18 protein-coding genes are annotated in these 15,224 nt (G+C 58.7%); 12 read left to right on the forward strand and 6 right to left on the reverse strand.

The genetic code is table 11. From position 1 onward, the window contains the following. Positions 1-83 precede the first annotated feature (83 nt). Both KI810_RS08990 and KI810_RS08995 read right to left on the reverse strand, forming a co-directional pair. Positions 84-527, reverse strand: a complete 444-nt coding sequence (locus KI810_RS08990; protein ID WP_214175200.1) for a tetratricopeptide repeat protein — start codon at positions 525-527, stop codon at positions 84-86. Positions 528-565: 38 nt separating this feature from the next. After that, positions 566-856, reverse strand: a complete 291-nt coding sequence (locus KI810_RS08995) for a hypothetical protein (RefSeq protein WP_214175201.1) — start codon at positions 854-856, stop codon at positions 566-568. 12 nt (positions 857-868) lie between these two features. On the opposite strand from KI810_RS08995, the gene KI810_RS09000 reads away from it, so the two are divergent. The 3 genes from KI810_RS09000 to larE all read left to right on the forward strand — a co-directional run bounded on the left by KI810_RS09000 (position 869) and on the right by larE (position 3,182). Then, entirely contained in the window at positions 869-1,336 is a 468-nt protein-coding gene (locus KI810_RS09000) for an RrF2 family transcriptional regulator (RefSeq protein WP_214175202.1), read from the forward strand. A gap of 14 nt (positions 1,337-1,350) precedes the next feature. Then, positions 1,351-2,274, forward strand: a complete 924-nt coding sequence (gene cysK, locus KI810_RS09005) for a cysteine synthase A (protein ID WP_214175203.1) — start codon at positions 1,351-1,353, stop codon at positions 2,272-2,274. A 107-nt stretch (positions 2,275-2,381) separates the two neighbouring features. Beyond that, positions 2,382-3,182 (forward strand): ATP-dependent sacrificial sulfur transferase LarE, encoded by an 801-nt coding sequence (gene larE / locus KI810_RS09010; RefSeq protein WP_214175204.1) that lies wholly within the window; start codon positions 2,382-2,384, stop codon positions 3,180-3,182. A gap of 131 nt (positions 3,183-3,313) precedes the next feature. Here larE and KI810_RS09015 read toward each other — a convergent pair whose 3' ends face one another. Next, positions 3,314-3,757, reverse strand: coding sequence for an Hsp20/alpha crystallin family protein (locus tag KI810_RS09015; protein WP_214175205.1), 444 nt, complete (start codon positions 3,755-3,757; stop codon positions 3,314-3,316). Positions 3,758-3,899: 142 nt separating this feature from the next. Further along, positions 3,900-4,073 carry a hypothetical protein gene (locus KI810_RS09020; protein ID WP_214175206.1) on the reverse strand — a complete coding sequence of 58 codons (174 nt, stop codon included), beginning with the start codon at positions 4,071-4,073 and terminating at the stop codon, positions 3,900-3,902. A 240-nt stretch (positions 4,074-4,313) separates the two neighbouring features. Between KI810_RS09020 and KI810_RS09025 the strand changes: the two genes are divergently transcribed. The 5 genes from KI810_RS09025 (at position 4,314) to KI810_RS09045 (ending at position 9,542) form a co-directional block, all read left to right on the forward strand. Further along, positions 4,314-4,502, forward strand: a complete 189-nt coding sequence (locus tag KI810_RS09025; RefSeq protein WP_214175207.1) for a DUF4177 domain-containing protein — start codon at positions 4,314-4,316, stop codon at positions 4,500-4,502. Positions 4,503-4,672: 170 nt separating this feature from the next. Continuing rightward, positions 4,673-5,101: an endonuclease domain-containing protein gene (locus KI810_RS09030; RefSeq protein ID WP_214175208.1), complete on the forward strand. Its 429-nt coding sequence runs from the start codon at positions 4,673-4,675 to the stop codon at positions 5,099-5,101. 85 nt (positions 5,102-5,186) lie between these two features. Further along, positions 5,187-5,597, forward strand: coding sequence for an endonuclease domain-containing protein (locus KI810_RS09035; RefSeq protein WP_214175209.1), 411 nt, complete (start codon positions 5,187-5,189; stop codon positions 5,595-5,597). A gap of 175 nt (positions 5,598-5,772) precedes the next feature. Continuing rightward, complete coding sequence (polA, locus tag KI810_RS09040) at positions 5,773-8,445, forward strand: DNA polymerase I (RefSeq protein ID WP_214175210.1); 2,673 nt, start codon at positions 5,773-5,775, stop codon at positions 8,443-8,445. A gap of 221 nt (positions 8,446-8,666) precedes the next feature. Then, positions 8,667-9,542, forward strand: a complete 876-nt coding sequence (locus KI810_RS09045) for a L,D-transpeptidase family protein (RefSeq protein WP_214175211.1) — start codon at positions 8,667-8,669, stop codon at positions 9,540-9,542. A 204-nt stretch (positions 9,543-9,746) separates the two neighbouring features. Here the strand turns inward: KI810_RS09045 and KI810_RS09050 are convergent, their stop codons facing one another. Beyond that, positions 9,747-10,136 carry a hypothetical protein gene (locus KI810_RS09050; protein WP_214175212.1) on the reverse strand — a complete coding sequence of 130 codons (390 nt, stop codon included), beginning with the start codon at positions 10,134-10,136 and terminating at the stop codon, positions 9,747-9,749. Between the two features lie 434 nt (positions 10,137-10,570). On the opposite strand from KI810_RS09050, the gene KI810_RS09055 reads away from it, so the two are divergent. Both KI810_RS09055 and KI810_RS09060 read left to right on the forward strand, forming a co-directional pair. Beyond that, on the forward strand, positions 10,571-11,509 hold the full coding sequence (locus KI810_RS09055) for an Ig-like domain-containing protein (RefSeq protein ID WP_214175213.1): 939 nt from the start codon (positions 10,571-10,573) through the stop codon (positions 11,507-11,509). Positions 11,510-11,534: 25 nt separating this feature from the next. Next, the gene (locus tag KI810_RS09060; RefSeq protein WP_214175214.1) at positions 11,535-12,137 is read left to right on the forward strand and encodes an outer membrane beta-barrel protein; all 603 of its coding nucleotides are present in this window, start codon (positions 11,535-11,537) and stop codon (positions 12,135-12,137) included. A gap of 116 nt (positions 12,138-12,253) precedes the next feature. Here KI810_RS09060 and corA read toward each other — a convergent pair whose 3' ends face one another. Then, positions 12,254-13,318: a magnesium/cobalt transporter CorA gene (gene corA, locus KI810_RS09065; protein ID WP_214175215.1), complete on the reverse strand. Its 1,065-nt coding sequence runs from the start codon at positions 13,316-13,318 to the stop codon at positions 12,254-12,256. Positions 13,319-13,497: 179 nt separating this feature from the next. Here corA and KI810_RS09070 point away from each other — a divergent pair, with 179 nt between their 5' ends. Both KI810_RS09070 and arsB read left to right on the forward strand, forming a co-directional pair. Further along, a complete protein-coding gene (locus KI810_RS09070) occupies positions 13,498-13,839 on the forward strand; it encodes an ArsR/SmtB family transcription factor (RefSeq protein WP_214175216.1) in 342 nt (113 codons plus the stop codon). A gap of 298 nt (positions 13,840-14,137) precedes the next feature. Beyond that, positions 14,138-15,199, forward strand: a complete 1,062-nt coding sequence (gene arsB / locus KI810_RS09075) for an ACR3 family arsenite efflux transporter (RefSeq protein WP_214175217.1) — start codon at positions 14,138-14,140, stop codon at positions 15,197-15,199. Positions 15,200-15,224: the final 25 nt, after the last annotated feature.

Here is a 15,224-nt window from a genome sequence, read left to right on the forward strand (position 1 = left end):
CCATTCACCATTCACCATTCACCATTCACCATTCACCATTCACCATTCACCATTCACCATTCACCATTCACCATTCAAACCATCTACCTGACCCCCAGCCTGCTCAGCAGCAGGCCAAGATACCTGTTGAGCGGATGGCTCCGCGGCAGGTTCCTGAAAATAGGGGGCTTCCGCTCCCCCAGTTCCTCAAGCTCCCGGACGATCGATGAGTCTGCCCCATGCTGCAGCCCCAGCCGGAACATTAACAGGGCTTCACGGCGCTGATCGGCCAGCAGGTAGATCTGCCCGAGATTGAGATAGTAGACCGGGTTGTCCGGGTCTTTGGCAGTGGCATCGCGGGCGAGGGCTATGGCCTCGGGAAAGCCGCCGGTGGACTTTGCCAGGGCAAGTCCGAAGTACGAGCTGGTTCGAGGCGACTGTTCCAGTTCGTATGCCCGTCCGAAGCAGGTGCGGGCCAGGTAGTAATGACCGTTCTCCAGCGCTTCCAGTCCTTTTGCATATAGTTCGGTTGCTTCAACCTCAGGCATGACGCTCCTCGATACCGGTTGTATTACAGCAAATTTATCTATCTGAAATATTCAATAACCGCGCCATCCTGCAGGGGAAAACCGCCGCCGCAGGCAGAATGGACGTTTAGCGTCAAGTCCACGGATTTTACGGGAGGAAAGCCGGGTATCTGTACCGCCAAATAACCGAAAAAACCCGAAAAAGATTTCGAGTTTTGGTGGGAGCACGCAAAGGATTCTGCCGCAACAACAGGATAGGTCAGTGCCGCCATGGTAAATGACCGGGCAGAACGAGCCATTTTCTTGATAATGATTATAAAGTATAGTAGATTGAACGGCAAATCGTCCACGAGGTACCGTCTATGCGACTTTCGACCAAAAGCAGGTACGGGCTGCGTGCCCTCTTCGACATCGCCTACAATTCCGGCAATCTGCCGACCCAGATCCAGGACATCTCCCGTCGCCAGGAGATATCCCCCCGCTACCTGGAACAGATATTCCAGAGCCTCAAGAAAAACGGCATCCTGAAAAGCAAGCGGGGCCCACGGGGTGGCTACTACCTGTCCCGCACTCCGGAACTGATCACTGTCAGAGAGATCATCGAGGCGACGGAAGGGGACGTGGTGCTGGTGGAATGCGCCGCAAACAAGCGGAAAAGGAAAGAGAACTGCACCTTCAGCGGCCACTGTGTCACCCAGACGGTATGGAGCGAAGCGGGTGCTCTGCTCAACGACTACCTGGGGAAACTGACCCTGAAAGACCTGTGCGAACGGGGGCAGTCCCTGGGCGTGAAGAAGGAACAGGACCACCGGTTCGTCTATTACATATGACGACAGGAGATTGCATGCCCCTTTTTACCGGCGCCACCACCCTGGATCAGATTGGCAACACCCCGCTGCTTCGCCTGGCGCAGCTTGAAGAGCCCGGTTCAGCGGCTATTTACGCCAAAGCGGAATTTTTCAACCCCGGCGGCAGCGTCAAGGATCGCATCAGCCTCGCCATGATCGAGGCGGCGGAAAAGGCAGGCCATCTCAAGCCCGGCGCCACGGTGGTCGAGCCGACCAGCGGCAACACCGGCATCGGCCTCTCCATGGTCTGCGCCATCAAGGGGTATAAGCTGGTCCTCACCATGCCCGACACCATGACCATCGAACGGCGCAGGCTGCTGGCGGCCTACGGTGCAGAACTGGTCCTCACCCCCGGCGCCCAGGGGATGCGCGGCGCCGTGCAGAAGGCGGAGGAACTGGTGACCGCCCACGGTTACGTGATGATGCAGCAGTTCAGGAATCCCGCAAATCCCGACGTACATCGCCGGACCACCGGCCCGGAGATCGTTTGCGCCCTTGACGGCCAGACCATTGACGGGTTCGTCGCCGGGGTCGGCACCGGCGGCACCATCACCGGCGTGGGAACCGCGTTGAAGGAGCATAACCCGGCAGTCGTCATCGCCGCCGTCGAACCTGCCGCCTCGCCGGTCCTTTCCGGTGGCGAGCCCGGCCCCCACAAGATCCAGGGTATCGGCGCCGGCTTCGTGCCCGACGTGCTGGACCGCAAGGTCTACCGAGAAGTCATCAGGGTAGGCAACGAGGACGCCTATGCCACCACCAGCCGGCTCGCCCGCGAGGAAGGGCTCCTGGTGGGCATTTCCTCCGGCGCCAACGTCTTCGCCGCACTTCAGCTGGCAAAACGGCTCGGGCCGGGGAAGAACGTGGTGACGATCCTCTGTGATACGGGGGAAAGATACCTCTCAACGGGAGTATTCGATTAATCAGGAATCTTAACGACGCAAAGGCGCAAAGACGCGAAAAGACTTTTGCAGTTTTGTTTTTTCGTCTTTCTTTGCGCCTTGGCGTCTTCGCGTCGAGGTTTTATTAGATGAATGATTTGCACGTAAGGTATGAGCGGCTGAAGGAAATCATTATGGAGATGGGATCGGTGCTGGTCGCCTTTTCCGGGGGGGTGGATTCCACCTTTCTCCTGCGGGTGGCCCATGACCTCTTGGGGGAGCGGGCCGGGGCCATCACCGCCACCTCTCCCACCTACCCGGAATCGGAATTCCGGGCAGCCACGGACCTTGCCCGGCGGATCGGCGCCCGGCAGATCGTGGTGGAATCCAACGAACTGGAGATTCCCGGCTTCGCCGGCAATCCCAAGGACCGCTGCTACCACTGCAAGAAGGAACTGTTCCAGATATGCGTGGCCCGGGCGGAGGAGCTTGGCTTCGCCGTCATCGTGGATGGGAGCAACACCGACGACCTGGGAGACTACCGGCCGGGGCGGCGGGCGCTGGGGGAACTCAACGTCCGGAGTCCGCTGCTGGAGGCGGGGCTCTCCAAGGCCGATATCCGCCAACTCTCCCGGGAACTGGGGCTCCCCACCTGGGACAAGCAGCCCTACGCCTGCCTCGCCAGCCGCTTCCCCTACGGGGTGGAGATCACGCCGGAACGGCTCCGGATGGTGGAAGCCTGCGAGGAATTCCTCAAGGGGAAAGGTTTCCGGACCTACCGGGTCAGGTTCCACGGGGAAACTGCCCGGATCGAACTGGGGGAGGAAGAGATCGACCGACTGCTCGACCCGGCCCTGCGCCGGGAGGTGGTGGCGGCCGTCAAGGGAGCCGGCTTCACCTATGTGGCGGTGGATCTACAAGGATACCGCACCGGCAGCATGAACGAGTAGGGTTCTGCCAGAACCGCCCCCAACCCCCTCCTTATCAAGGAGGGGGCTTTTGAGTTCCCCTCCTGGTTCAGGAGGGGTGCCCGAAGGGCGGGGTGGTCAATTCCCCTTCTTCCGCGCTTCAGCTTCCCGCTCTATTTCACCTCGACCTTGATCTGCTTCGGCTTCGTCTCCTCCCGCTTCGGCAGCGTCACGGTCAGTATCCCCTTCTCACAGGTGGCCTGGACGTTCCCCTGGTCGATGGTGTGGGGGAGGGAGAAACTGCGCTGGAACGAGCCGTAGTAGCGTTCCACCCGGTGATAGTTCTCCTTCTGGATGGTCGTGTCGTGCTTCCGCTCGCCCCGCAGGGTGAGGGTATTGTCCTCGATCCGCACCTCGATGTCGTTCTGATCGATCCCCGGCACTTCGGCCTTGATGACCACCGACGTCTCATCTTCATAGATATCCACTGCCGGTTGCCAGAGACCTTCCCGCAGTTCCTCGCCGCTCTCCCGGCTCCAGGCCTGGTCGAGCAGACGGTTCATCTGCTCCTGCATGGTCCTCAGATCGCGAAACGGGTTATACTTGACGATTGCCATGATACGTACCTCCTGCATGCATGATGTTCAACTTCGGTAACAAGATAAGTACCTCCGACAAAAAATCAAGGGGGGAGAAACCGCAATTTCTCCCCCCTTTCGTATATCCTTCTCCGTCCCTGGAGATTCGGCGACGATGCGCCTAGACCCGCTTCCCCTTGGGGATGCTGTGTTTCAGTTTTTTCGAGCCGTCGTACAGGGCCGATTTCGTTACCGCCCGTTTCTCCTTCATATCCTTCTTCTCGTAGTCGGTTTCCAGCACCAGTTCCATCTCGTTGGCCAGGCGTTCGATCACTTCCGTTTCTTTCTTCGTCATACGGACACCCCTTTGGTTAAGGTTGAGACATGGCACTTCCGGCCGGTTGCAAGGTTCGTTTTTGGACCTCCTTTCTTTTGCACCAAGTCTAGCAGATTCTCCCCCCCACGCAACCGTTAACCTATTAAAATGGTTCAATTTTTACACAAGGGCTCCAGACGGCGCGCCACCCGTTATTCCCCTTGAAGAGCGGCAGGAGATGGGCTAATATGCCGGGTAAATCCAGCCAAGGGGTGTGCCGTGCTGAAATACAAGGTCGTGGAAATCAATTCCGTCACCGAGGATACAATCGAGACCGCTCTCAACGAACTGACCCGCGATGGATGGCGCTTCGACGGTCTCCATTTCGCCATGCGCGAGTCGAGTAAACGCCCCTCCATGGCCTTCGTCATCTTCACCCGGGAAGAGGGGGAAACCAGCCGGCCATGAAACTCTGGTGTAGCTCTCTGCGGCCAGACTAATGAGGAGATTGCACTGGTGGAGGGGAAAGCATGAAAGACCTACCACCCCCCGGCCCCCTCCTGAACCAGGAGGGGGAGCAAGTCACCGCTGCCAAAAGCCCCCTCCTTGATAAGGAGGGGGTTGGGGGTGGTCCCACCATGAGCGGAGACAAGGGTGGTTTCGAAGGCAGCCACATCCATAACAAATCCGCCATAAAAGACCGCCGCAAGGCTCTCAGAAATAATGCGACCCCGGCAGAAAAGAAGCTGTGGAGCATTTTGCAGCACAGCAATCTCAAGGGATACAAGTTCCGTCGTCAGCACAGTGTCGGTTATTACATCCTTGATTTTTACTGTCCGTCGGAACGTCTGGCTATCGAGCTTGACGGTGACTCCCATTTCACCGATGATGCCATTACCTACGATAAAGAGCGTACTGCCTTTCTTAACGCACTGAACATCCGGGTTATCAGGTTCCTGAACTCCGACGTATTCGACAATCTAGAAGAAGTTTGCAATCAGATTCTTACGGAGTTAAATACGTATCACCCTAAAAGGACCACCCCGCCCTCCGGGCACCCCTCCTGAACCAAGAGGGGAACTCAAAAGCAAAAGCCCCCTCCTTGATAAGGAGGGGGTTGGGGGTGGTAAGGTGGCTGGGGGTAGTTCTCACGTGAGCAGAGACAAAGATGGTCTCTTCGAAGCCAGCCACATCCACAACAAACCAGACCTGAAATCTCGGCGAAAAGATCTCAGGAACGGCGCTACCCCTGCAGAAAAGAAACTCTGGAGCGCTTTGCAACAGAACCAACTCGGATACAAATTCCGCCGTCAGCACAGCGCCGGCTATTATATCCTCGATTTTTATTGCCCGTCGGCACGCCTGGCCATCGAACTTGATGGCGACTCCCATTTTACCGAGGAAGCAATTGCTTATGACAAGGAACGTACTGCCTTTCTTAACGCACTGAACATACGGGTGATCAGGTTCCTGAATTCCGACGTATTTGACAATCTTGAAGAAGTTTGCAATCAGATTCTTACTGAGTTAAATACTTACCACCCCCAGCCCCTCCTAAAATAGGAGGGGAGAAACGACCACCCCTAAAAGGAATTACCACCCCGCCCTCCGGGCACCCCTCCTGAACCAAGAGGGAACTTAAAAGCCCCCCTCCTTGATAAGGAGGGGGTTGGGGGTGGTAGGGTTTTAGATGAGGGGATTGGTCCTGCTTGACACCCAACACGATCGGACAATTACCATGACTGACTCAACCCTCTACCTCATCGACGGTTCTTCCTACATCTACCGGGCCTACTACGCCATCCGTCACCTCTCCTCCCCCTCGGGCTTTCCCACCAACGCCCTCTACGGCTTCACCCAGATGCTGCTGAAGGTGCTCAAGGACCGGAAGCCGGAGCATGTGGCGGTGGTGTTCGACGTGGGGCGGGTCACCTTCCGGACCGAGATCTACCCGGAGTACAAGGCGAACCGGTCCGCCATGCCAGACGACCTGGTTCCCCAGATCGCCCCCATCAAGGAGATGGTGCGCGCCTTCAACATCCCGGTGCTGGAACTCCCCGGCTTCGAGGCGGACGACATCATCGGCACCATCGCCCGGCACTGCGAGCGGGAAGGGCTCGCCACCGTGGTGGTGACGGGGGACAAGGACCTGATGCAGATCGTCAGCGACCGGGTCACCCTTCTGGACACCATGAAGGAGAAGGCATCGGGGATCAGGGATGTGGAGGAACGCTTCGGCGTCGGTCCGGACCGGGTGATCGACATCCTGGGACTGGCGGGGGACACCTCGGACAACATCCCCGGTGTCCCCGGCATCGGGGAGAAGACCGCCATCAAGCTGATCCAGGAGTTCGGCACCCTGGACGAGCTGCTGGCACGGGCGGGGGAGGTGAAGGGGAAGATGGGGGAGAAGCTGCGGGAGTTCGCCGAGCAGGCCCGCCTGTCGCGGCGGCTCGCCACCATCGACTGCCAGGTTCCCATCCAGTACCGCCTGGACGACTTCGCCCTTTCTCCGCCGGACAACAGGCGGCTGGCGGAACTGTTCAAGGAGTACGGCTTCACCACCCTCATGAAGGAGCTGACCAGCACCGCCACCCTCTCCACCGAGCAGTACCGGGCCGTTCTCGACAAGCCTGCATTCGAACGGCTTATGGCGGAGTTGCAGACAGCCCCCACCTTCGCCGTCGATCTGGAAACCACGAGCCTCAACCCCCTCGAAGCGGAGATCGTCGGCATCTCCGTCAGCTGCCGGGAGCACGAGGCGGCCTACATCCCGGTTGGGCACAGATACCCCGGTGCACCGGACCAGCTTGACAAGCAGGAGGTTTTGACAGCACTGGCACCCCTCCTCACCGACCCGGCCCTCCCCAAGATCGGCCAGAACCTCAAGTACGATTATCAGGTGTTCCGGGTGAACGGCCTGGAGATGGAGGGGATCTGGTTCGATACCATGCTCGCCTCTTACCTCCTCAACCCTGCCCGCTCCAGCCACGGTCTGGATTCCCTGTCGGTGGAGCATCTGGACCACAAGATGATCGCCTATGCGGAAGTGACCGGGAAGGGAAAGGAGCAGATCAACTTCGCCCAGGTGCCGGTGGAGAAGGCAACTACCTACTCCTGCGAGGACTCGGACGCCGCCTTCCTCCTGCATCGGCTCTTTCTGCCACGGCTGAAGGAGGCGGGATTGGAGCAACTCTTCTTCGAGTTGGAGATGCCGCTGGTGAAAATTCTCGCCGAGATGGAGCTGGCGGGGGTGAAACTGGACCTGCCGCTCCTCGACCGGCTTTCCACCGGTTTCGGGGCGCAGATGGCGGATCTGGAGAAACGCATCCATACCCTGGCACCCGGCCCCTTCAACATCAACTCCCCGAAGCAGCTGGGGGAGGTGCTGTTCGAGCAGCTGAAGCTCCCCACCGGGAAGAAAACCAAGACCAAGACCGGCTGGTCCACCAACGTCGAGGAACTGGAGCGGTTGGCGGAGGAGCACGAGATCGCCCGACTGATCCTCACCTGGCGCAGCCTCTCCAAGCTGAAATCCACCTACACCGACGCCCTCCCCAAACTGGTGGACCCCGCCACCGGCCGGGTCCACACCTCCTACAACCAGGCGGTCACCAACACCGGCCGGCTCTCCTCCTCCGACCCGAACCTGCAGAACATCCCGGTCCGGAGCGAGGAGGGGCGCCAGATCCGGCACGCCTTCATCGCCGAGGAAGGACACATCCTTCTCTCCGCCGACTATTCCCAGATCGAGCTCCGGGTCCTGGCCCACCTGTCGGAGGACCGGGTCTTCTGCGACGCCTTCGCCCGGGACGAGGACATCCACACCCGCACCGCCAGCGAGGTGTTCGGCCTCTTTCCCGAGATGGTGACCCCGGAGATGCGGCGCCAGGCCAAGACCATCAACTTCGGCGTCATCTACGGCCAGGGAGCGTTCAGCCTCGCCAAGCAGCTCGGCGTGGCGCGCAAGGTGGCCGACGAGTTCATCGCCCATTACAAGGAGCGGCACGCGGGGGCCATGGCCTACCTGGACAGCTGCGTGCGACAGGCCGAGGAGAAGGGATACGTCACCACCATTCTCGGCCGGCGCCTCCCCATTCCCGACATCGCCAGCTCCAACGGCAACATCCGCGCCTTCGCCCAGCGAAACGCCATCAACTACCCGATCCAGGGATCGGCGGCCGACATCATCAAGCAGGCGATGGTGAAGTCATTCAACAGGATGAGGAAAGAGGGACTTGCCAGCCGGCTCATCATGCAGGTCCACGACGAACTGGTGTTCGAGGTGCCGGAAGCGGAAAAGGTGGTGATGGAGCAGTTGGTACGCCACGAGATGGAGCACGCCGTTCCCCTCCGGGTCCCCCTCAAGGTGGACATCAACTACGGCAGGAACTGGAGCGAGGCCCACTGATTTTACGGGACACGCTGCCATCCACGAGGGGGGAGTGTCCCGTAGAGCGAATGTGCCCGAGTGCCAGCAGGCTGTAGGCGAAATGGAGCAAAGCCGGCCAGTCGGCCGGCGCGAATGAGCCGTACAGCGGCGGCACGAGGGTACTCTGAGCGGAACGAGACGCTCCCCCCTCGTTGACAACCGCAAGCCGGCAGTCCAGCAACCATCAACAAGAGATCCCCATGCGCGCCTTCATCAGCCTGATGCTGCTGACACTTCTACTTCTGGCTTTCCACTCCCCCGCCTCGGGAGCGGCCTACCCCCGCCAGGCGCTCATCGGCCTCCCTTCCCGTCATGCAGTGGAGCCGAACGAATCACTCATGGAGATCGCCCGCCGGTACGACGTGGGGTACAACGAGATCATCGCCGCCAACCCCGGCCTCGATCCCTTTATCCCCCCGACCGGCACGAGCGTGACGCTCCCCACCTCCTGGCTCCTCCCTGCCGCGGCCAACGGGGAGGGGATAGTGATCAACCTCTCCGAACTGCGGCTTTACCTCCTGTTCACCACCGCCGGCACGGGCCTCGTGGCTACCTTTCCCATCGGCATCGGCAGCGAGGGGCACGAAACCCCCACCGGCACCTTCAACATCAGGGAGAAGATCGTCAATCCCCCCTGGCACGTTCCCCCCTCCATCCGCAAGGAGCGCCCCGAACTCCCTCCTGTCATCCCTTCCGGCCCCGACAACCCCCTCGGCAGCCATGCCCTGAGGCTCTCCGCCGACGGCATACTGATCCACGGCACCAACCGCCCGTGGGGGACGGGGCGTGAGGTGAGTCACGGCTGCATCCGCCTCTACCCCGAAGACATCCCCCGCCTCTTCCGGCTCGTCCGGGTTGGCACGCCGGTCACCATCGTCCGGGAACCGGTCAAGATAGGCGAGCGGGAGGGGAGGGTCTACCTGGAAGTGCACGACGAGGGGGGGGAAGTGATCGACTATCTGGAGAAAGCGACCGGAATCCTGGGAAGGCTGAATCTTGTGGGCAGGGTGAACATAAACCTTCTCGGCGAGGCGCTTCGCATGCGGACCGGTATCCCCGTTGACATAACCCGCTGAATTACCATGTTTGGTTCCTATTTTTGTAACCCCACCTGTCCTCCCCTTAATCTAAGGGGAGGGACATGGCAACTGACGGAGAACCCCCTCTTAACTTAAGAGGGGGGGCAGGGGGAGTTATGTTCTCCTGTAATCTGGAAACTGAATTGAAAAAAGGCCGCGGCATTCTGTCCCCGCGGCCCTTCTGCTCATATCTATCCGTCGCTACTTTTTCTGCTGCATCTCGAACGCCTTTGCCGCCTTCTGTGCTGAGGCATCGGCCCGGGCGGCGGCATCTTCAGCCTTTGCTGCCGCTGCTTCGGCACGGTTGGCCGCCGCGACGGAATTCCCCTCCGCCGTTTGTGCCGCCTGTGCCGCCTTCTGGGCATCGGCCCGGGCAGCGGCGATCTCGCCCTTCGCCGCATCCAGGTCGGCCATGGGTTGTCCCACCTTCTTCTCCAGGTCATTGAGCTTCGTTTCAATCCCCATCAGCCGCGAATCGAGCTTGTCGATCCTGCTGCTGATGGGATCCGTCTGCTCCTTGACGAAACTTTCCGTGGCACACCCCGCCGTAAAGAGCATCGCCACGCACACCATCACACCCAATCCCTTCATGGTCCACCTCCCTGTGGTATTAGCCATAACTAACACAAATCATACAATTTTCCTGGCAGTTATCAAGGAGATGGGACGACAAACAGGGCGACTGTCTGTGTGGGCATCTATACTGCGGCAACCACTTCCCGGCTTGATGCATGATAATGACGACGACAATCCGCCAGAATCAAAACTCGCCCCTCCAACATACCCGCAAACTTCATTTCCATGCTGCCCTCTGTCATGTTATCCAGCGACATCCCTTAGCACAGCGATGATTTTCTTATTCAAGCCTTGACTTTCGCGCCGCTTAGAGTAAATTTATAATCCAATTCTAATAATTACAGGGTTTCCCATAGCTCACGCTGGCTTGTAACGCGAAACATCTGCCTTTACAAAGAACACAATCCCGAGATCGAAACATCAACTGAACGTCACCATAAGGAGGAGTTATGCGCTGCCTGAAATTGTTCATGCCGGTCCTGGTTTCCCTCATGTTGCTATCGATCGGTGGTTGTGGAAGTGATTCGAGTGGTACGACCTCAACCGGCAGCCCGTTCTCCTCGGGGTCGGGCAGTAACGGCAATTCCACCTCGCCCACACCCACACCCACAGGAAGCGGAACGGTACTTTCCTACAATCTGGCTCTGAGCATAACCGCAGCATCGGGGACAGGAACCACCGTGGGCCCCAATAGTACCGTCATTGCCACCGCCAACCTGATCGACTCCGGCGGCAATCCCGTAGCAAATCAGCCGATCAAGTTCGAGGCAGTCGAAGGACCGGTGACCATCAATCCCATAATCGTTTCCACCGACTCCAACGGCATGGCCATTAACTTCCTGAGGGCAGGGGCGACGACCACTTCGGCAGCCGATGTGATCATCAAGGCATCCACCTCGGTGAACAACCAGCTCGTCACCGCAATCGGCATATTCAAGATCATGCGCAGCGAAAGCAATATCATCAAATTCATGACCACCAAAGGCACTACCGACCCCGACGGTACGCTGAATACGTTAAAGATAACACTCGAAAACGTTCCATTACCTTCTCCACCGAGAACAATTCTGCAGTTGGTCCCGTTCCAGGTACTTGATAACAACGGCATTCCCCGCAGCCGTGTCCCAGTTACGGTAAGTATTTACAGTGAGATCGGCAACTGCCCCGTCTTTATCGATTCTCCGGAAACGGCTGTCCGTACCGTCACCACTGATGACACAGGTTTGGGCATATTCAATGCGGGAGTAACCGTGGAAGTGCCGGAACCTGGAAGTGAAAATGCATGCTCCATTATTTACAAGGCCGAGTCCGCCGACCCGAACAACGTTACGGGCACCATTTACTCATATGGCGGTTTTATCGCTGCCCTAGTTAATACAAAAAAGTAATCTTATTTCATCAAGGAGGACTTTAATGCGCATCATTATTTTCTCTTGCATCCTGAGTCTGCTGGTCCTGCTCACCTCTACCGCCATGGCTGAAAGCATCAACGGCAGACTGGGGTTGACCGGCAAAGCCGGGTTTACCGTACCTCTCAAAGACCTGGAAATCGGGGGGGTCGAAATAGGAGAACACAACACGGGCTTTGCGGGAGGAGGCGGGCTGATCTACGGTCTGGGTGACAATTTCGCCCTCGAACTGGACGTTACCCATGCCCCTGCCACGGACATAAAGATCAACAAGAGCAAGGTCGGGGAACAGCAGACCACCGACATCTCGCTCGGGCTCCAGTATCGCATTATGCCCCAAAATCGGCTGGTCCCCTATGTGGGGGCAGGCGCCGATTTTATCAAGGGAGATATAACGGATTCCGATATAGATTGGACATACGGGGGACACGCAAATATCGGGCTAGACTATTTTATAAACAAAAGCATCGTCGCGACTGCCGATTTCAAGTTTGTCGCCGGCGCCAAGAGCGACATCCAGTTGAACGGCTCGACCATAGGGAGATACGATCCGATGAATTTTAACGCAACCTTCGGGGTGCGTCTGTTCCTGCCGGAAAAGTGGTGAGCACGGAGAAATAGGGTCGCAGACAAAAGGGGACCGGAAACGGCCCCCTTTTTTACGTTATCCATTCTATAAGCTTTGCCGCAACAACCGGGACCGGTTCTCAGGTCGAAGAATACTCACAGCCACCGTTTCCGCTTGAAATAGACGAGCATCCCCCCCGCGATGGCCGCCATGAAGACAACGACACCGTAGAAGGCCCAAGGGGATTGCAGCCCCGGAATGTACTTAAAGTTCATCCCGTACAGGCCGACGATGAAGGTGAGGGGGATGAAGATGGTGCCGATGATGGTGAGGAACTTCATGATCTCGTTCATCCGGTTGGAGAGACTCGACAGGTAGACGTCCAGTATGCCGGAAATCATGTCCCGATACGTGTCGATGGAATCCATCGCCTGGATGGTATGATCGTAGACGTCGCGCAGGTAGACCTGCGTCGCATCCTGGACCAGCTCCGATTCCCCCCGCTGCAGGGCGGCAAGCACCTCCCGCAGAGGCCAGACCACCCGGCGCAGGAAGATCATCCGCCGCTTCATGCCATGGATGCGACGGACGGTATGAGGAGTCGGCCGGGAGACCACTTCGTCTTCCAGGGCCTCGATCTCCTCCCCCAGGTGCTCCAGCACCACGAAATAGTTGTCGACGACGGCATCGATGAGGGAATAGAGCAGGTAATCGGCGCCGGCCGACCTTATCCGCCCCTTTCCCGCACGGAGACGCTGCCGGAGGGGGTCGAAAACGTCACCAGCAATCCCCTCCTGGAACGACAGCACATGGCTGGGACCAAGGATGAAACTGATCTGTTCCACGCGGACTTCGGAACGGTCGTTATGGTGGAGCATCTTCATGACAATGAAGAGGTAGTCGCCGTACACTTCGAGCTTCGGCCGCTGGGAAGTATTGAGAATGTCCTCCATCACCAGGGGGTGGAGTCCGAAACACTCTCCCATCTGCTGGATGATGTCGGCCTGCTGGACGCTGTCCACGTTGATCCAGGTCACAGACTCCTTGTCCCGGTAGGGGATGCACTGGGAAACGGACTGCAGCTCGGTCTCCCTACACCCTTCCCCGTCGTAGTCCATTACATGGATGGTTACCGGCCGGCCGGTCGTCTCACCGATGTGGACCAGGGTTCCCGGCGGCAGGCCGCTCTTGGCCCCTCGCCCCTTGACGAATTGGGTCATGTTCTTCCCTTGAAACCGTCAGATGATAGCGACACAGATTCTACACCAGCCTCGCGCCGCCGTCCACACCAATAAGCCGATTACTGCAGGCTTGCTTTTCGGGTATGAAAAGTTTGCAAAAACCTCACATGCAAAAATGCATCTTTACTTCATCCGCCAAACCGGATATATTCCACCCCATGGAAACAATCGCCACAATTTTTCAATCCCTCGAAGACGAAACCCGTCTCCGCGTCCTGGCCCTGCTTCTGGAGGAAGAAGAGCTCTGCGTCTGCGACCTGATGGCAGTGCTGCAACTCCCCCAGTCCACCGTGTCACGCCATCTCTCACACCTGAAAAACGCAGGGTGGCTGCGCGACCGCCGGGAAGGAGTCTGGATCTACTACTCCATTCTCAAGCAGCTTGGCCCGCTCCAGCAGTCGCTCCTCCCTATCCTGCGCCATTTCCTTCGGGATGAAGCGGTGGCGAAGTCCGATATCGAGCGGCTCCGCGGCTTGAGCCACGGGAATGTCTGCGCCTGACGAGTGAAATTCACGGAGCGCCCAAACCTGGGAGTGGGGGCGGGGTCTCGGGAGTGAAGGGAAGAGCCCGAGCGGCAGCGGACACCCGCCGAAGCATGTTCCGGGATTACATGCGCAAAGCTCCGTCTCAGCCGGCTATTGGGGGGAACGGTCAGGGTCCGCAGCGGAGGGACCGACCGCGACGGACGAGGCTCCGCCATCGCCTACACCCCTATTAATCCGCAAATCCGGATTAAGAAAACAATCCAACGATTTTTGGAAACAGGGTAATCATCACCATTCAAGAAGGAAGTGCCGCATGACAGAAAAGCAGATGAGTTTCTTCGACAAATACCTGACCGTCTGGGTCGCCATCTGCATGGTGGTTGGCGTGGCGCTGGGCAAGGCGGCCCCCCAGGCGGTGGCATCGCTGCGCGGGCTCGAATTCGGGCAGGGCTCCCAGATCAACATCCCCATCGCCGTCCTGATCTGGCTCATGGTCTACCCCATGATGCTCAAGGTGGATTTCGGCTCGGTGGTCAACGTGGGGAAGAATCCGAAGGGGCTCTTCGTCACCCTGTTCGTCAACTGGATCGTCAAGCCCTTCAGCATGGCTTTTTTCGCCTGGCTCTTCTTCCGGCTGCTCTTCAGCCCCTGGATAGCCCCTTCCGAAGCCGACCAGTACATCGCCGGCAGCATCATCCTCGCCGCCGCCCCCTGCACCGCCATGGTCTTTGTCTGGAGCTACCTGACCGACGGCGATCCCGGCTACACCTTGGTGCAGGTCTCGGTGAACGACCTGCTGATGCTGGTATTTTTCGCCCCCATCGTCAAATTCCTCGTATCCGGTGCATCGAACCTGATTGTCCCCTTTGGCGTGCTGTTCACGTCGGTAGCAGTATTCATCGTCGTCCCCCTGGCTGCCGGGGTCATCACCCGCAACGTGCTGATGAAATCCCACGGCCCGGACTGGTTCGACAACACCTTCCTCCCCAAACTCCATCCGGTGGCAATCGGAGCGCTTCTGGCCACGCTGGTCCTGATCTTCGCCTTCCAGGCCGACAACATCACCAGCCGGCTCTTCCACGTGCTGCTGATCGCCGTGCCGATCACCATCCAGGTCTATTTCAACTCTTCCCTCGCCTATGGACTGATGAAGTGGCTCAAACTCCCCCATAACGTCGCCGCTCCGGGAGCCCTGATCGGTGCCAGCAACTTCTTCGAGCTGGCCGTCGCCGTCGCCATCACCATCTTCGGCCCCGAGTCGGGTGCCGCCCTGGCCTGCGTGGTAGGCGTCCTGGTGGAGGTGCCGGTCATGCTGTCGGTCTGCTCCATCTGCAACCGTACCCGGCACTGGTTCCCGCGCCTGGCTTCTAACTGAATCATTCCCGGATGCAGACAACCAG

The sequence above is a fragment of the Geomobilimonas luticola genome (assembly GCF_018476905.1).
Taxonomy (GTDB): Bacteria; Desulfobacterota; Desulfuromonadia; order Geobacterales; family Geobacteraceae; genus Geomobilimonas; species Geomobilimonas luticola.